6 protein-coding genes are annotated in these 19011 nt (G+C 67.9%); 1 reads left to right on the forward strand and 5 read right to left on the reverse strand.

The annotated features are described in order from the left end of the window. From P3W75_RS29085 to P3W75_RS29105, 5 genes are all read right to left on the reverse strand, one after another. Nucleotides 1-844: TolC family protein (locus tag P3W75_RS29085; protein ID WP_276230787.1), on the reverse strand; the 844-nt coding region annotated here is incomplete at its 3' end. Continuing rightward, nucleotides 841-2982, reverse strand: a complete 2142-nt coding sequence (locus P3W75_RS29090) for a peptidase domain-containing ABC transporter (RefSeq protein ID WP_276230788.1) — start codon at nucleotides 2980-2982, stop codon at nucleotides 841-843. The genes P3W75_RS29085 and P3W75_RS29090, both read right to left, overlap by 4 nt. Before the next feature lie 11 nt (nucleotides 2983-2993). Beyond that, on the reverse strand, nucleotides 2994-4268 hold the full coding sequence (locus P3W75_RS29095; protein WP_276230789.1) for an HlyD family secretion protein: 1275 nt from the start codon (nucleotides 4266-4268) through the stop codon (nucleotides 2994-2996). Between the two features lie 251 nt (nucleotides 4269-4519). Then, nucleotides 4520-8803 (reverse strand): Ig-like domain-containing protein, encoded by a 4284-nt coding sequence (locus P3W75_RS29100; RefSeq protein WP_276230790.1) that lies wholly within the window; start codon nucleotides 8801-8803, stop codon nucleotides 4520-4522. 358 nt (nucleotides 8804-9161) lie between these two features. Next, on the reverse strand, nucleotides 9162-17012 hold the full coding sequence (locus tag P3W75_RS29105; RefSeq protein ID WP_276230791.1) for an Ig-like domain-containing protein: 7851 nt from the start codon (nucleotides 17010-17012) through the stop codon (nucleotides 9162-9164). Between the two features lie 716 nt (nucleotides 17013-17728). Here P3W75_RS29105 and algD point away from each other — a divergent pair. Continuing rightward, the coding region (algD, locus tag P3W75_RS29110; protein WP_276230792.1) for a GDP-mannose 6-dehydrogenase at nucleotides 17729-19011 on the forward strand (1283 nt) is incomplete at its 3' end.

The following is a 19011-nucleotide window of genomic DNA, read 5'->3' on the forward strand; positions in this document are numbered from 1 at the left end:
TGCGCCGCGCGCTGGCGAGCAGGCGCTCGACGGCGCTGACGAACTCGGTGCCGGGCATCACCGCCAGGGCGCTGGAGAGCTCGAAACGCTGCTCCGCCGGCAGCCCCATGCGCAGCGCCAGCACGCCCAGGGCGTTGTCCAGGGTGCCCTGGCTGCGCACTTCGCGCAGACGCGCCTGGGACGCCGCCGTCTGCGCCTGCAGGCGGTCGGAAAGCGCGGCGGCGCCGGCCTTGTACTTGGCGTCGGCGGCGAGGAAGTTGTCATCGGCCATCTCCCTCACCTGGCGCGCCGCGTCCAGCGCGTCCTGCGCCGCCAGGGTGTCGAAATAGGCCTGCGCGGCGTTGACGAAGGCGACCTGCAGCGTGGCGTTGTGGCTGGCGTTGGCCGCCACCAGCAGTTGCTTGGCGCTGCGCAGGGCGGCGGCGCGGCGACCGAAGTCGAACAGCACCCAGCTCAGGTCGAGGCTGGCGCTGCGCTCGCGCTGGCGGCCGTCGCTGCTCTGGCCGAAGTCCAGGTAGTCGGTGCGGGTGTTGCCGGTGCCGGCCTCCAGGGTGCCCTGCAGCCGCGGCAGGTAGGCCGAGCGGGCCACGCCCAGCTGCGCCGCCTGGGCCTTGGCGTCGGCCCAGGCCTGGCCGGTCTGCGGGTCGTGGCAGAGGATGCGCTCGATGGCCTCGTCCAGCGCCAGGGCCGCGGGGGTGCCGTTGAACAGGCAGGGTACGCCGCCGTTGCGCGACTCCACTACCGGGTCGGCGGGAATGCTGCGCTCGGTGCGGAAGATGTCGGGGCCGGCCAGGGCCAGCGGGCTGACGACCAGCGTCAGGGTGAACAGGATCGCGCGCTTCATACCGGCTCGAACTCGATGTGCAGGGGGTAGGTGTGTTGCTCGGCGACCACCTTGCCGCCGCCCAGCAGCACCACGCGGTCGGCCGAGGCGATGGTTTCCGGGCGGTGGGCGACCATCACGCGGGTGATGTTCAGCGAACGGATGGCGGCGTTGACGCGCTGCTCGCAGGCCACATCAAGGTGGCTGGTGGCTTCGTCGAGGAAGAGAATCTTCGGCTGCTTGTACAGCGCCCGGGCCAGCAGCACCCGCTGCTTCTGCCCGCCGGACAGCACGGTGCCCATGTCGCCGACCAGGGTGTTGTAGCCCATGGGCGTGGCCAGGATCTCGTCATGGATGGCCGCCAGCTGCGCGCATTCCACGACCCGCTGCATGTCCATGCCCGGCTCGAAGAAGGCGATGTTCTCGGCCAGCGAGCCGGCGAACAGGCTGTCGTCCTGCAGTACCGTGCCGACCACGCTGCGCAGACCGTCCAGGCCGATCTGCGCCAGCTCCAGGCCGGCCACACGGATCTGCCCGGAGGATGGCGGGAGTATGCCGAGCATGACGTTGATCAGGGTGCTCTTGCCGCAGCCGGAGGGGCCGACGATGGCCACCGATTCGCCGGCGCGGATATCCAGGTCGATGCCATCGAGCACATAGGGCTCGTGCTCCGAGTAGCGGTAGCGCAGGTCCTGCAGCTGGATGCCGAAGTCGCGCCCGTGCAGGGCCTGGGCGTCCATGCCCGTGGTCTTCTCCGGCGCCTCGAGAACGATGTCGGCCAGGCGCTCGCCCTGCAGCTGCAGCATGCGCAGCTCGAAGAACTTGTCGATCAGGCTGCCCACGCGGCTGTTGAACTGCCCCTTGTAGGACTGGAAGGCCATGAGCACGCCGACGGTGAAGTGGCCGTCCATGACCATGCTCGCGCCCAGCCACATCACCAGCAGGTTCTCCACGCCGAACAGCAGGCCGTTGACCTGGCTGTAGAACAGCCCGAGCTTCTGCGTGCGCAGGCCGGCGTTGATCTGCTCCACCAGCAGGCTCAGCCAGGCCGCGCGACGCTCGGACTGGCGCTGGAACAGCTTCAGCGGGCGGATGCCGCGCATGGTCTCGAGGAAGTGGCTCTGCTGCCGCGCGCCATGGATGATCTCTTCCTCGGTGGCGTTGCGCAGCGGCTGGTACCAGGCCCAGCGCACCAGGGCGTAGAGCGTCATGCAGACGATGGCGATGCTGCCCAGCAGCGGGCTGTAGATCATCATCATGGCCAGGGTGGCGATCGTCATGATGCCGTCGAGGATGGCCACCAGGAAGGCCGAGGTCAGGGTACCCTGGATGCTGTCCACGGCGCCGAAGCGCGAGACGATGTCGCCCAGGTGGCGCTTCTCGAAGTACTGCGCCGGCAGGTGCAGCAGGTGGGTGAAGACGTTGGCCCGCCACTGCACGTTGAGCAGCGTGCCCAGGTGCATGCTCACCCACTGGCGCACGCCGCCGACCAGTTGCTGCATCAGCAACATCAGGCCGAAACCGATCACCAGGGTGGTGAGCAGGTCGTAGTCTTCGCTGGGAATGACGTTGTCGATGGTCCACTGCATGAAGAACGGGCTGACCAGCGCGAACACCTCCAGCGCCAGCGACAGCACCACCACCTGCCCCAGCGAGCGGCGCAGGCCGCTGATCTTGCCGAGCATGCCGAACAGGCGCAGGCGCGGCTTGGCTTCCTGCTTCTGGAAGGCGCTGTCCGGCCACAGCTCCAGCGCCACCCCGGTGAAGGAGCGCGACAGCGTCGCCAGACTGAGCTTGCGGATGCCGTGGGCCGGGTCGTGGACCACCGCGCCGAAGCGGCTCACCGACTTCAGCACCACGAAGTGGTTGAAGTCCCAGTGCAGGATGCACGGCGTGCGCAGCTTGCCCAACTCGTCCAGGCTGAGCTTCAGCGGGCGGGTGGCCATGCCCAGCTGCTGCGCCGAGTCGATCAGTTGCTTGAGGGTCATGCCCTTGAGCGAGACGTTGAAGCGCCGGCGCATCTCGCGCAGGTCCTGATGGTTGCCGTGGTAGCCGGCGACCATCGCCAGGCAGGCGATGCCGCATTCGGCGGCCTCGGTCTGCTGGATGCTGGGCAGGCGCCGGCCGAAGCGCAGCGCCAGGGAATCGAAGAAAGCCATGCGGCGTTACCTCAGAGTTTGCCGGTCAGGCTGTAGAGGGGTTCGAGCACCCATTCGTAGAGTTTGCGGGTGTCCTGCAGCAGGTCGGCCTCCAGCAGCATGCCGCTCTGCAGCGCGCGCGGCTGGCCGTAGGCGTTGATCTGCTGGCGGTCCAGGGCGACGCGGATGCGGTAGTACTGCTCGCCGCTCTGGCCAATGCCGGGCACCGCGCCGGCCATGGCCGCCAGTTCGTTGAACGGCACCGTGGTGCGCGAGATGGACAGCACCTTGCCGTGGTACTGGCCGAACTTCTGGTACGGGAACGCCTGGTAGCGGATGCGCGCCGGGTCGCCGACGCGGATGAAGCCCACCGCGCGGCTGGAGGCGTACAGCTCGGCCTGCAGCTCGGCGTGCTCGGGCACGATGCTCAGCAGTGGCCGGCTCGGGTCGACCATCTGCCCGACCTCGGCCAGCACCGCGGTGGCGATGCCCGCCTCCGGCGCGGTGATGCGCAAGCTGCGCTTGGCCTCGCTTTCGGTGAGCTGCTGCTGCACGCCGAACAGCTGCCGGCGCACCTCGGCCTGCTGGTTGGCGTGGCGCGCGTCCAGGCCGGCGAGGTCGGCGTCGCGCTCGCGCAGCTCCTGGCGCAGGCTCATGCGCTCACGTTCCAGGCGTTGCAGGGTCTGGCGCTGGCCGAGCAGTTCGCCCTGGCGCTGCTGGAACTGGTCCATGGAGATGTAGCCCTTCTCCATCAGGCCGCGGTAGCGGCCCTCGGCGTCGCCGGCGATCGCCACCAGGCTGCCCTGGCTCTGCAACTGCGCGGCCTGGGTGGCCAGCTCGCTGCGCAGGCTGGCGACCTTGGCCTGCAGGCTGCGGCGCTCGTCGTCCTGCAGGCGTTGCAGCTTGGCCAACTGTTCCTCCAGCGACGCCCGGCTCTTCTCCAGCTGGCCGCTGATGCCGGCCTGCACCGCCTGGTCCTGGCCGCTGTAGCGCTCGCTGGACAGGCGCAGCAGGGTCTGACCGCGCTCGACCTTCTGCCCCTCCTGCACCGCCTTCTCGGCGATCACGCCCATCTGCGGCGCATAGACCTTGGCCTGGCCGGCGGCCGGCAGCAGCTGGCCGACCACGGTGCTGCGCTTGGTGTAGCTGCCGAAGCAGAAGAAGCCCACCACCACCAGGGCCATGAGCGCAGCCAGGGCGGTGAGGAAACTGAAAGACAGCGGCCGCACCAGGATGATCGGGCCCAGCCAGCTGGTGCCCTGCCCTTGCAGGGCCTCGGTACGGAAAAGAGGAGTTGGCGAGTTCACGGTAGCTTGTTCAGGCGATCGTCGGAGGCGGTCTTTCTACGCGCTGCGGGGCCCGGGTAAAACCAGGGATATCCGAGATCGGCCATGGAAAACGTCCTACGTCTGTAGGCAATTTCCAAAAGAAAATGTGAAGCCCGAGGCCGGGTCGCCGAAGCGAAACAGCCGGGCAGAAAAAAGCGGCGGGACCGCAAGGTCGCCGCCGCCGATGAAGCCACCGCGACCCCGGCGCCGAAGCGCCGGGGCAACGGGCATCAGACCATGATCTGATGGTTCTGCAGCAGGGTCAGCAGGTCGCTCTTGACGCCCGCCAGGGTCACCAGGTCGGTCATGCCCACCTGGTTGCCGGCGCCGTCGCGGTCGATGCTGACCACGGTGTTGCCGCCTTCCACGCGGGTCTGCAGGTAGTCCAGCAGGCCACGGGAGGAGGCGTCGAGCTGCAGCACGCCGTCGTTCTGGTTCAGGCTCACCGGGCCGTTGTAGGCGAACAGCCCACGCAGGTCGAGGATGTCGGCGTTGCCGTTGTTCAGCGGGTTGCCGAGGCTGAAGCCGAAGACGATGTCATGGCCGTTGCCGCCGTCGGCGCTGATGTCGCCATAGCCGCCTTGCGAACGGTAGACCAGGGTGTCGTTGCCGCCGCCGAACAGGTACATCACGTCGTCGCCACCGCGACCTTCGATCTGGTTGTTGGCGCCGTTGTCGACGATGGCGTCAGCGAACTGACCGGCCTTGATCCCTTCGATGTTCTTCAGGGTGTCCTTGCCCATGCCTTGCGCAACGCCGCTCTGCAGGTTGATCTGCAAGCCCATCTGCGCGTGGCCGAAGTCGACCACGTCCATACCCTGGGTGGCGCTCCAGACCTGGCTGCCGTCGGCCAGGGTGTTCCAGCCGCCGCCGCCATTGATCACGTCGTCGCCTTCGGTGGCGTCGAAGTGGTCGTTGTAGCCGGTACCCACCAGGTTCGGGCTGTCGTAGCTCATCGACGGATCGCCGGCGCTGAGCACGTAGGCATCGTGCGCCTCACCGGTGACCAGGCCGTCCCAGGACGGGTTCTGGGCCAGCGGATCGGCCACGTTGGCGCCCGACTTGGCGAGCAGCTTGGCGGTATAGACTTCGTTGGCGTCCAGGCCGTAGAAGTACACCAGGCCCGAGCTATCGCTGGTGACGCTGGACTGCGGGTTGATGATCTGGGTGGCGACCAGGTGACCCTGGGAGTCGAACAGCTGCACGGTGTTGCCGTAGTAGCTGTTCAGCCCGTTCTTGTCGAGGATCCGCAGGATCAGGCTGCTGCCATCGGCCACGGCGTTCTCGTTGCGCACCAGGATCGACGGCGCGGTGTCGTACTGCGCACCGGCGTGATGCTTGCCCGAGGTGCGGTACATGAGCAGGTCGACCGCGCCATCCCAGTCATAGTCGACCGCCACGGCGCCGGTAATGTTGCTGAAGTTCTCTTTGGTCAGCTCCTGGCCGGAGTTCAGCCAGTTGCTGTCGCCCTTGTTGACGTAGAGCACCGGCGGCATGGCGCCATTGGTGCGCGACCATTCGGCATCCTGACGCGGCACCTCGATGACGTCCATCTTGCCGTCGTGGTTCCAGTCCACGGCGAACGACGGACCGCCGTCGAAGTGGTACGGACTGCCGTTCTTCTGCAACCCCATCACATCGTTGAAGTACAGCGGGTTGTTGGTGTCCATGCCCAGCCAGTTGCCGCTGGCGTCGTTGCCCTTGTTCAGGTAGATGCGGCTGTCGTCGGAGTTGCCGTTGTAGCCGGAAGAGCCGCGGGTGCCCTGGGCGAGGAACAGGTCCAGGTAACCGTCGCCGTTGAAGTCGGCCCAGGTCATGGCCACGGCGACGTTGCTGTACTGCTGGCGGTCGTCGGACAGGTGGTTGTAGAAGACGTTGTTGAACACCTGGTTCTTGCTGAAGGTGCCGTCACCCAGGTTGGGCATGATCGCCAGCGCGGTGTTGTTGGCCATGTCGCTGTGGCCGGCCAGGTCAACGGCACCGTTGTTGTCGATGTCCACACCGCTGATTTCCGAGCCCCACCAGGCGCCCTTGTCGACGTGGGAAATCTTCAGCGAGCCATTGGTGTTGTCGATGCGCTCGAAGCCACGGCCACGGTCCACTTCGTTGTCGACGTAGATGAAGTCGGTGTAGCCGTCGCCCTGGGCGTCCCAGGCGATGATGCCGCCGATGTTGAGGTTCTTCGCCTTGGCCAGCGAACCGGCGCTATAGGTGCCGTCGGCCTTGGCAGTCCACACCGGCAGGGTCCAGGAAGCGCCGCTGGTCATGCCCAGCACGTCCATCAGGCCGTCGCGGTTGTAGTCGGCGAAGGTGGCGCTGCTGATCATGTGGCCGTCACCGTCGTGGGTGACGTCGGACGGCTCGGCCAGGTAGCTGGCCTTGTAGTCCTGCTGGTTGATGCCGCTGAACACGGTGCCGGAGTTCTTCCACGCATCGGAACTCTGGGCGTAGCCGTTGCTCTGGAAGAACGACCAGTTGCCGTCGGCGCTCATGGCCATGGCCGCGGTGTCGTTGCCGCGCACCGACTGCACGGTGCCGCCCCAGGTGGTCAGGTGGGTGGAGGAACCGGTGGCGTTGGTCGGCAGGTCGGCGGTGGTCACCACCTGGTTGCTGAAGCCGGAGTTGTTGCCGGCCACGTCCCAGGTCACGAAGCCGAGCTGGTGCACGCCTTCCTTGAGGCTGGCGTCGAAGCTCCAGCGGCCATCGTTGCCGGCCACGGCGTAGCCGACGATCTTGTCCAGGCCTTCCTGGTAGCGGCCGTCGCGGTTGACGTCGTCGACCAGGGCCACGGTGGCGCCGCCCTCGGCCAGGCCGTACTGGGTGCTGGAGTAGTAGGTGCGCTCACCGGCGACGCTGTGCGCGTCCAGTTGCGGGGCGAAGGCGAAGGGCACCGGGGAGTCGAGGTCGACCACCACCTGGCGCTCGCCCAGGGCCAGGCTGCCGCCGTCGGCGTTGACCAGTTGCAGCTTCACGCCCAGGGTCTGGCTGGCCAGCGGGTCGCTGGTGTACGACCAGAGCGCGCCGCCGTTGGCCAGCACGGTCTGCCAGGTCTTGCCGCCGTCCAGGGACAGTTGCAGCTGCTCGCCGATGTTGAGCATGCGGCTGAGCTTGCCGGACAGGGTCAGGGTGTCGTCGCGGGTGATGTAGTCGCGGTTGGTGGCGCTGGCCGCGGTGCTGAACTCGCCGACGATGCCGATGGCGGTGTCGGTGCTCAGGTCGAAGGTGCTGGTCACCTCGGGGATCGGCAGGCCGGCGTCGAACTCGACGGTCTGCAGCGCCTGGCTACCGGCGATTTCCTGGCCGGCGGCGTTGACCACGTGGAGCAGGTACTGGGTCTCGGTGCCGAGGTTGTGCACGGCCGGGTCGGCGTAGGTCCAGCTGGTGCCGAAGCTGGGCACGCCGAACCAGGTCTTGCCGCCGTCGGTGCTGATCTGCAGCTGGCCGCCGGCCGGCAGCGGCTCGCTCAGGGTGCCCATCAGGGTGATCTTCGAGGCGCTGGTGACGTAGTCGCCCTGCACGCCGGTGTCCGGGGTGATCCCGGTGATCGCCACCTTGATGTGCTCGCCCGGTTCCGGGGTGGCCGGTGCGTCGACCGCGATCTTCTGCGAACTGATGGCGCCCTGGTTGCCGGCGGCGTCGATGGCGCGCATCAGGTAGGTGTAGCTGCCGTTGTCCAGGTTGCGGGCGTCCTGGTACTGCCAGTCGGTGCCGTTGACCACGCCGATGTCATGCCAGGTGTCACCACCGTCGACGCTCATCTGCAGCTTTTCGTTGGCGGCCAGCGCATGGTCCAGCGAGCCGAACAGCAGCGGCGACTTGTCGGTGGTGGTGAAAGGCTTGCCTTCCTCGGCGTCGCCGACGCCTTCCACCGCAGCGACGGCGGTGGGCGCGGTCAGGTCGATGGTGAAGTTGAACGGCGCGCTGTGCGTGCTTTCGGCGCCGGTCTGGCGGTCGGTGGCGGTCACGGTGTAGCTGTGCTCGCCTTCCAGCAGCTTGGAGGTGGGGCTGAACGACCAGGTGCCATTGGCCTTGACCAGCACGCTGCCGATCAGGGTGCCCTTGTCGTAGATCTTGATCAGGTTGCCCGGGTTGCCGCCGCTGCCGCTGAGGGTCGGGGTCTGGTCGTCGGTGTAGCCGTCGTTCTGCATCTGGCCCTGGTATTCACCGGAACCGACGTCATCGACGACCTTGGCGATCGACGGGGTGGCCGGCGGCACGGGTTCCTGGGGCTCTTCGGCGCGGGGCGCGGCGGCGTTCAGCACCGCTGCGGTGGTCAGCGGCGCGACAGTCGGCGCAGCGGTCGGGGCGACGAACGCCGCACTGGCCAGCGGCGCGGTTGCGGCGCCGTCACGCACGGCATCGCCGTCGAGGAAGTGGATATCGTCCACCGCCGCGGACGCGCTGGGCGCGACAACGGCCGGGTTCAGCGCGACGCTGGGCGCCGGGGTGGAGGAAGTGGCCACGCCGAGGGCGGCCAGAGCGCCGTCGCGGGCGGCAGATTTCTGATCAGTCATGAAAGCTCCTGGGTATTGGTGTCGGCTCCCCGACAGGGTCCGACCGGCCTCAGCCGGTCATGGGCCACGCGCCACGTCATACGCGTGGTCTGGGGGTGGCCCAGCGGCGCCGATACTAGGAACGCGGCCCCTCGAAGTATCTAAGGAAGGCCCTAAACGCAGGCCAAGGGCCAGGCAGCGAACTTTCGTACACGCGCAGGTGCGAAAGCCTGCCGCTGTCGCCCACGCTTCCACTGGCGGACCGCCGATTCGCCTCAATCGCCAACGGGCAAAAAAAAAAGCGATGCGTACACGGACATACGCATCGCCCAAAAGGGGTTTCAAGCCCGCCCGGCGCGAACGCCGGGCGGGCTGGGTATCAACCCAGGTGTTGCTGGTGCAGTTGCTGCAGGGCCAGCAGGTCAGGTTGCGGGCTCGGCAGCGGAGCCAGAGCGCCGCTGTCGATAGCCGCCACCTCGGCCTTGGCCGGCGCCGCCGGCGCGGCCTGCAGCAGGCCGCCGAGGTTCAGCGGCTCCTGCACGGCCGGGACGCCGGCGCCTTCGGCCTGGGCCAGGCCGCCGAGCAACGGGTGCTGCGCGGCGTGCGCCTCGCCCGCAGGCTGGGCATGGCTGTCGCCCTGCCCGGTCGGCGAGTTGTCGGCGAGCGCCAGGCTCTTCACCTCCGGCTGCGGCGGCTGGTTGGCGGCCAGCGCCTGCGAAGCCTCGGCGCCGAAGGGCTGCGCACCGGTGTCCAGGTAGATCGGGAAGACCCCGGTCGACGGGCTGGGCTGGCCAGCGCTGTCCACCGCACCGGCCACCAGCTCCACCAGTCCGTCGGCCTGCATGTACGGACGCAGGTCGGCGGTGGTGATGGTCCAGTTGCCGTCCGGCGCGACGATCTGCGAACCCACCGCCTCGCCGTTGGCGTAGATGGTCACCAAGGTGCCCGCGGCACAGGTACCGGTGAGGGTCGGGGTGTAGTCGTCGGTTTCGTCCTCCTTCTGCAGATAGCCCTGGTCCGGGCCGACGTCATCGCGCACGTTGGTGATGGCCGGCACCTGCGGCTTGGGTCCGTCGAGCTTGAAGTCCCAGGCCGGGCTCAGCGGCCCGACGTTGCCCGCCGCGTCCACGGCGGCCGCCTGGAAGCTGTGCTGGCCGGAGTCCAGCGGCAGCATCGGCGAGAAGCTCCATTCGCCGCTTTCCTTGTCGACGGTGGTCGAGCCCCAGAACATGCCCTTGTCGTACACGTAGACCAGCACGCTGTCGTCGCTCGCCACGTGGCCGTAGAAGGCCGGTTTGGAGTCGTCGGTGATGCCGCCGTTGGGCACGTCGCCGGTCTGCTTGCCAGCGTCGTCGTACAGACCGTCGACCACCACCGCCGGCGGCGGCGTGGTATCGACGCCGAACGACCAGGCCGGGCTGGCCGGGGCCGCGTTGCCGGCGGCGTCCACCGCTACCGCGGTCAGCGCGTGCTGGCCATCGGCGAGCGGGGTTTGCGGGGTGAAGCTCCAGCTGCCGTCGGCCGCCACGGCCGCGGTACCCAGCAGTTGCCCGCCGTCGTAGACCTTGACCTGATCGGCCCCGGCGGCGACGCCGCTGAAGGTCGGCCGGTTGTCGTCGGTCAGGCCACCCTGCTCGATCGGCCCGGTGACTGCGCCGACGTCGTCGATCAGCTGCAGGTCGCCGGCGCTGTCCGGCGCCACGGTGTCGACGCTGAACTGCCACTCGGCCGGCGCGCTCTGGCTACCGGCGGCGTTCTGCGCCACCGCCTGCAAGGCGTGCTCGCCATCGGCCAGCGGCTGCGCCGGGGTGAAGCTCCAGCTGCCGTCGGCGGCGACCGCCGCGCTGCCCAGCAGGACGCCGTCGGCGTAGACCTTGACCAGGGTCGCGCCGTTGCCGGCCTGGCCGCTGAGGGTCGGCCGCGCGTCGTCGCTCACGCCACCCTGGGCGATCGCCCCGGTGATGCTGCCCACGTCGTCGCTCAGCGCGTCGATGCTCACGCTCGGCGGCACCAGTTCGACGGCGAAGTCCAGCGGCGCGCTCGGTTCGCTGCTGTTGCCGGCCTTGTCGGTGAGGACCACGCTGACGCTGTGCTCGCCCTCCTCCAGCGGCTGCTCGGGCGTGAACGACCAGTTGCCGGCGTCATCCACCACGGCGCTGCCCAGCACCTTGTCGCCATCCTTGATGGTCGCCACGTCGCCCGGTTCGCCCTTGCCGGCGAAGGTCGGGGTGGTGTCGTCGGTGCTGGCGCCGGCGCCGATCGGACCGGTGACCGGGCCGACGTTGTCGAGCGCCTCGACCGCTTCCGGCTGCGCCGGGGCCTGGGTGTCCAGCACCAGGTCGATGGCCGGGCTCGGCCCGCTCAGGCGGCCGGCGGCGTCCTCGGACTTGGCGGTGATCACCTTCTCGCCGTCGCCGGCGAGCGGCAGTTCGGCCTGCCAGTTGCCCTGCGCGTCGACGCTGACGCTGGCCACAGGCTGGCCGTTGACGTACAGCACCACGGTGCCGTTCGGCTCGCCCTGGCCGCGCAGGCTCAGGCTTTCGTCGTCGGTGCTGTCGCCGCTGGCCAGCGGGCCCTGGTAGGCGCCCTGGTCGTCGAGCACTTCGGTGATGCTCGGCGCTTGCGGCAGCGGCACGTCACCACCCAGCACGCTGAAGTCGATAGCGTCGCTCTGCGCACCCGGGGTGCCGACTTCGCTCACCGGGCGGGCGCTGAAGCTGTGCTCGCCGGAATTCAGCAGCGGCGAGGTGAAGCTCCAGTTGCCCTGGGCATCGACACTGGCGCTGCCCAGCAGGGTCTCGCCGTCGAACACCTGTACCAGGCTGGCGTTGCCGCCGGCCACGTGGCCACGCAGGGTCGGCTGGGTGTCGTCGGTCACGTCGCCGGAGTGGATGGCGCCGGTACGCGGGCCGACATCGTCGAGCAGCTCCAGGCTGTCGATCACGCCGACATCGCCGCCGGACTGCACCGTCAGGTTGAAGGCGCCGCTCGGGCGGCTTTCGTTGCCGGCTTCGTCACTGGCGGTCACGGTGAGCTTGTGCGCACCATCGGCCAGCGGCTGCTCCGGGGTGAACGCCCATTCGCCATTGTCATCGACCAGGGTCGAGCCCAGCAGCTGGCCATTGTCGTAGACCTTGATCAGCTCGCCCGGCTCCTCGCCGCCGCCCTGCAGGGTCGGCTGGCTGTCGTCGGTGACGGCGTTCTGCTTCAGCGGGCCGGTGACCAGGCCCACGTCGTCCAGTACCGCCTCGATGTCCGGGCGGTACGGCGCCACGGTATCGACGGTCAGGCTGAACTCGGCGCTGGCGCTTTCGCCGGCGGCGTTCTTCACCTCGGCGGTGTAGGTGTGCTCGCCGTCGCTCTGGCCCAGCGGCAGGCGCAGGCTCCAGTTGCCCTCGGCGTCGGCCACGGCGCTGCCGTAGACCACCGGGCCCTCCTTGATCACCACCACCGCGTTCGGCGTGGCGGTGCCCAGCAGGGTCGGCCGGCGGTCGTCGGTAACGCCCTGGTCGAGCACTTCACCGGTGATGCTGCCGACCTGGTCCAGGGCGGCGCGGATGGTCACTTCCGGCAGCGCGTCGCTGACCCCGAACTGCAGCGGGTCGCTGGCCTGGCTGGTGTTGCCGGCCGGGTCGGTGAGGGTCACGCTGATGCTGTGCGGGCCGTCCTCCAGGGGCGTTTCCGGGGTCAGCGTCCAGTTGCCGTTGGCATCCACCACCGCGGTGCCCAGGACCTCGTCGCCATCCTTGAGGGTAGCCACGTCGCCCGGTTCGCCCTTGCCGCTGAAGACCGGCTGGCGGTCGTCGGTCACGCTGCCGGGCTGGATCGGCCCGGTGACATCGCCAACGTCGTCGGTGGCGGTCACCCCGGCCGGCTTGGCCGGTGCCTGGGTGTCGAGGGTCACCTGCAGCGGCTCGCTGGCGTCGCCAGGACGGCCGGCGGCGTCTTCGGCCTTGGCGGTGATCACCTTGTCGCCATCGCCGGACAGCGGCACTTCGGCCTGCCAGTTGCCCTGCGCGTCGACGCTGGCGCTGGCCACCGGCTGGCCGTCCACGTACAGCACCACGGTGCTGCCCGGGTCGGCCTGGCCGCTGAGGCTCAGGCTCTTGTCGTCGGTGCTGTCGCCATTGGCCAGCGGGCCGGTGACGGCACCCTGGTCATCCAGCGCCTGGTCGATGGTCGGCGCGGACGGCAGCGGCGTACCGTCGCCCACCACGCCGAAGTCCAGCGCCTGGCTCATCTCGCCGGGGTTGCCGGCACGATCCAGCGGGCGCGCCTGGAGGCTGTGCTCGCCTTCGGCCAGCGGCTGCTCGGGAGTGAACGACCAGTTGCCACGGGCGTCGACCAGCGCGGTGCCCAGCGAGGTCTCGCCGTCGAAGATCTCGACGAAGGGCGCGTCGCCACCGCTGACATGGCCACGCAGGGTCGGCTGGGTGTCATCGGTGAGGCCGCCCTGGGCGACCGGGCCGGTGAGCGGGCCGACATCGTCGATCAGTTCCAGCTTATCGATCAGCGCCTGCGGGCCGGCGGTGTCCACGTTGATCACGTAGCCACGGCTGCGCAGGCTCTCGTTGCCGACGTCGTCGGTGGCGGAGACGCTCAGGCTGTGGGCGCCATCGGCCAGTTCCGGCAACTGCAGGCTCCAGAAGCCATCGGCGTCGGCCTGGACGCTGCCGATCAGCACGCCGTTGTCGTACACCTTGATCAGTACGTTCGGCTCGCTGCTGGTGCCTTCCAGGGTCGGCTGGGCGTCGTCGGTCACGCCGTTGGCGGCGACGTTGCCACGGATGGCGCCGACGTCGTCGCGCACCTCGTCGATGCTCGGGCGGCCCGGGGCCACGGTGTCCACGGTCAGCTCGAACTGGGCGCTGGCACCGTTGCCGGCGGCGTTCTTCACCTCGGCGGTGTACAGGTGCTCGCCGTCGCTCTGGCGCAGCGGCAGCTGCAGGCTCCAGTTGCCGTCGGCGTCGGCCACGGCGCTGCCGTAGACCACCGGGCCTTCCTTGACGACCACCACCGCGTTGGCGCTGGCGGTGCCGATCAGCACCGGACGGTTGTCGTTGGTCGCGCCACCGTTGGCGATCTCGCCGGTGATGCTGCCCACCTGGTCCAGCGCCGCGGTGATCGCCACCACCGGCGGCTCGCCCTGCACGCCGAACTCCAGCGGGTCGCTGGGCTGGCTGGTGTTGCCGGCCTTGTCGGCGACGGTCGCGGTGATGCTGTGCTCACCGTCCGCCAGCGGCTGCTCGGGGGTGAACGACCAGTTGCCGTTGGCGTCCACCAGTGCGGTGCCCAGCACCTGGTCGCCATCCTTGATGGTCGCCACGCCGCCCGGCTCGCCCTTGCCGGCGATGGTCGGGGTGGTGTCGTCGGTGATGCTGCCCGGCTGGATGGAGCCGGTCAGCGGGCCGACATCGTCGGTCGCGGTCACGCCGCTCGGCTTGGCCGGGGCAGCGGTGTCCAGGGTCAGGTGCAGTTCCGGGGAAGGCTCGCCCAGGCGGCCGGCCTCGTCACGCACGCGGGCGACGATGCTCTTGTCGCCATCGCTGCCCAGCGGCAGTTCGGCCTGCCAGTTGCCCTGGGCGTCCACCTGGGCGCTGGCCACGGCCTGGCCGTCGACGAACAGCACCACGACGCTGCCCGGCTCGGCCTGGCCGGTGAGGCTCGGGCTCTTGTCGTCGGTGCTGTCGCCGTCGTGCAGGGCGCCGGTGATGCTGCCGATGTCGTCCAGTACCTGGTCGATGCTCGGCGCCGGGATCACCACGCCATCGTCGATCAGGCGGAAGTCCCAGGGCGCGCTGCGGTCGCTTTCGTTACCGGCGGCGTCGACCACCGCGTAGCTGAAGCTGTGGTTGCCCGGTTGCAGGTCCGGCGAGGGCTCGAAGCGCCAGGCCAGGGCGCTGACCACGGCAGAGCCGATCAGGCTGTTGCCGTCGTAGATGCGCACCAGCACGCCGTCGCTGCCGGCCGGCAGCTGGCCCAGGAAGGTCGGGCGGGCGTCGTCGGTCACACCGCCCTTGGCGATGGTGCCGGTGACCGGGCCGACATCGTCGAGCAGGTCGACCTGCGCGTCGGGTTGCGGGGTCGGCGGGGCCACGGTGTCCACGCTGAAGTTCCAGCCGTCGCCCTTGGCGCTCTCGTTGCCGGCGGCGTCCACGCCGCTGACGTACAGCACGTGCTCGCCATCGGCCAGCGGCTGGCTCACCTGGAAGCTCCAGGTCCCGTCGGCGTTGACCGCGGCGCTGCCCAGCAGGGCTTGGCCGTCGTAGATGTTCACCCACTTGGCGTCGCTGCCCGCCTGCAGCTGGCCGTCGAGGGTCGGCAGGTTGTCGTTGGTGACACCGCCCTTGGCGATCGGCCCGGTCACCGGAGCGACGTCGTCGATCACTTCGAAATCGCCCGCGTCCAGCGGCGGCGGCGGTGGCGCCAGGGTGTCGACGGTGAAGTTCCAGCCTTCGCCCGGCGCGCTCTCGTTGCCGGCGGCGTCAACGCCGCTGACATGCAGCACGTGCTCGCCATCGGCCAGCGGCTGGTTCACCTGGAAGCTCCAGGTCTTGTCGGCGTTGACCGCGGCGCTGCCCAGCAGGGTCTGGCCGTCGTAGACCTTGACCCACTTGGCGTCGCTGTCGGACTGCAACGTGCCTTCCAGGGTCGGCAGGTTGTCGTTGGTGGTGTCGCCCTTGGCAATTGCCCCGATCACCGGAGCGACGTCGTCGATCACTTCGAAATCGCCCACATCCAGCGACGGCGTCGGCGGCAGCAGGGTGTCGACGGTGAAGTTCCAGTCATCGCTGTGCGCGCTTTCGCGGCCGCTGGCGCTCACCGCGGTGAAGCTGAAGTCGTGCGCGCCGTCGGCCAGCGGCTGGTTCACCTGGAAGGTCCAGGTCTTGTCGGCGTTGACCGCCGCGCTGCCCAGCAGGGTGTCGCCGTCGTAGACCTTCACCCACTTGGCGTCGCTGTCGGACTGCAGCTTGCCTTCCAGGGTCGGCAGGTTGTCGTTGGTGACACCGCCCTTGGCGATCGGGCCGATGATCGGCGCGACGTCATCGATGATCTGCAGGTCGCCCTCGCCCACCGGCGGCGGCGGCAGGATCTGGGTATCGACGCTGAACTCGAAGCCGTCGCCCTTGGCGCTCTCGTTGCCGGCGGCGTCGACACCGCTGATGTACAGCACGTGCTCGCCGTCGGCCAGGGCCTGGCCGATCTGGAAGTGCCAGGTCTTGTCGGCGTTGACCGCCGCGCTGCCCAGCAGGGTGTCGCCGTCGTAGATGTTCACCCACTTGGCGTCGCTGTCGGACTGCACCTTGCCATCCAGGGTCGGCTGGTTGTCGTCGGTGCTGGCGCCCTTGGCGATCAGGCCGGTCACCGGGCCGACGTCATCGGTCACCTGCAGGAAGCCGGGTTCCACCGAAGGCGTCGGCGGCGGCGTGGTGTCGACGGTGAAGGCGATGCTGCTCGGCAGCGATTCGTAGCCAGCGGCGTCCACCGACTTGAGGACGAACTCGTGGTGGCCGTCAGCCAGGTCGCTGGGCGGCGTGAAGGTCCAGCTGCCGTCGGCGTTGACCACCGCCGAACCCCAGGGCTCGCTGGCGCCGTCCAGGTAGATGTTGACCAGCACGGCGTCGCCGGGGCCGGCCAGGTGCGCGCCCTTGCCAATGAACTGCGGGCGGCGGTCGTCGGTCACGCCGCCGTCGCTGATCGGGCCGGTCACCGCGCCCACCTGGTCGATCACGCTGAAGCTGTTGCCATTGGCCGGGTCGATCACGGCGTTGGGCGGCGTCATGTCGACATGCACGAGGAAGGGTGCGCTGTGCGCGCTTTCTTCGTTGGCGGAGTTGATCGCGGTGAAGGTGATATTGTGGTCGCCTTCGATCAAACGGGTGGTCGGGCTGAACGACCAGGTGCCGTTGGCCTTGACCTTCACGCTGCCGATCAAGGTGCCGTTGTCGTAGATCCTGATCTGGGTGCCGACGACGCCGCTACCGGAGAACGTCGGGGTCTGGTCGTCGGTATAGTCGCCGGAAGACAGGGGCTTCTGCTTGTCGCCCACGTCATCGGCTACCTGGCCGAGCGAGGGGACGGGCGGCGCGGCGCGAACGCCAGCGGCAGCGCCGAACGCTGCCTGGCTCAAACTGCTGGCAGCCGCGCCGGTTGACTGCGCCGCATCCATTGCGGACAAGGCGGCGGCCTGGACGATATCCCTATCGTTGTTGGGTTTCATTCCACTCATGGAAAACTCCTGTCTTGGGGATAACCACGGCGCCCTGGAAGTTTCCACTGGCACCGCTGCTTGATTCGGAGGAGAACTTTTCGCCGTATTTCCGCCGAAGCCTGGTCAGCCGGATCTGGTCATTTGCGGCCGCCTGAAATAACGACGAAAAGTCTCCAATCGCGAGTCTAGGAAGCACCGTAATTCCTGTAACTAAGGAACCCCCTAAATTTCCCTCAAGCCCCTCGGATTCATCAACGGAAGCACTCGCAAGAGCAAAACGCCCACCTTGAACTCAAAACAAGGCAAGCCAACAAGGAAATACCCTAAACAACCGCCAGCCCATTTAAAGGTAGCGTGATTGCCAAGTAATATCAGCCAAGTCTCCTCGCCAGGCACCATTGCAGAGCCACCGCCTACGGAGAGCGAGATATGCCGAAGAGGATTATTTTTCCTGTCCAGGAACTTCCCGCACGATTAAAAGTCTTCGCGCACACGCCTATATAAATAAATGAAAGACCAACTTTTATATCCACAAAGTTAATATCAAAGCGCAACCAGTCATAGGTTCCGGCACAGCCCCGTAATATTTCTTACACATTACGATCTTATTTCAATGACACATCCAGCAATACGTTAATTGCCTAACTAAGACAGTTGAACTCAAATATTCCTCAGCAAAGTTATTCAGGCAGGAAGACCCCTGAATATTGAAAACAGCCAAGAGGAATGGAGCCATGCACATCAGTATTTTCGGCCTGGGTTATGTCGGTGCGGTTTGTGCCGGTTGCCTCTCCGCCCGCGGCCACCAGGTGATAGGCGTCGACCTCTGTCCCACCAAGATCGACCTGATCAACCGCGGCAAGTCGCCCATCGTCGAGCCGGGGCTGGAGTCCCTGCTGGAACAGGGCGTCCGCACCTCGCGGCTGTCGGGCACCACCGACGTCAGGCAGGCTGTGCTGGACAGCGACGTGTCGTTCATCTGCGTCGGCACCCCGAGCAAGAAGAACGGCGACCTCGACCTGGGCTACATCGAAAGCGTCTGCCAGGAGATCGGCCTCGCCATCCGCGAGAAAGCCGAGCGCCACACGGTGGTCGTACGCAGCACCGTGCTGCCGGGCACCGTGAACAACGTGGTGATCCCGCTTCTCGAGCGCCATTCCGGAAAGAAAGCCGGCATCGATTTCGGCGTCGGCACCAACCCGGAGTTCCTCCGCGAGAGCACCGCGGTCAAGGACTACGACTTCCCGCCGATGACCGTGATCGGCGAGCTGGACCAACACACCGGCGACCTGCTGGAGGAGCTCTACCGCGAGCTGGACGCACCGATCATCCGCAAGTCCATCGAAGTCGCGGAAATGATCAAGTACACCTGCAACGTCTGGCACGCGGCCAAGGTCACCTTCGCCAACGAGATCGGCAACATCGCCAAGGCGGTCGGCGTGGACGGCCGTGAAGTGATGGACGTGGTCTGCCAGGACCGCAAGCTGAACCTGTCGCGCTACTACATGAAGCCCGGCTTCGCCTTCGGCGGCTCCTGCCTGCCCAAGGACGTGCGCGCCCTCACCTACCGCGCCGGCCAGCTGGACGTCGAGCACCCGCTGCTCGGTTCGCTGATGCGCAGCAACGCGTTGCAGGTGCAGAAGGCTTTCGACCTCATCAGCGCGCACAACAGCCGCAAGATCGGCCTGCTCGGCCTGGCGTTCAAGTCCGGTACCGACGACCTGCGCGAGAGCCCGCTGGTGGAACTGGCCGAGATGCTCATCGGCAAGGGCTACGAGCTGAAGATCTTCGACCGCAACGTCGAGTACGCCCGCGTCCACGGGGCCAACAAGGAATACATCGAGTCGAGGATTCCCCACGTCTCGTCGCTGCTGGTCAACGACCTCGACGCCGTGGTGCGTGACTCCGACCTGCTGGTACTGGGCAACGGCGACCCGCTGTTCGCCGACTTCGCCCGCCAGGCGCCCGGCAACAAGCGCGTGCTCGACCTGATCGGCTTCATGCCCCACGGCAGCGA

It is taken from the genome of Pseudomonas citronellolis, assembly GCF_029335315.1.
Lineage (GTDB): Bacteria > Pseudomonadota > Gammaproteobacteria > Pseudomonadales > Pseudomonadaceae > Pseudomonas > Pseudomonas citronellolis_A.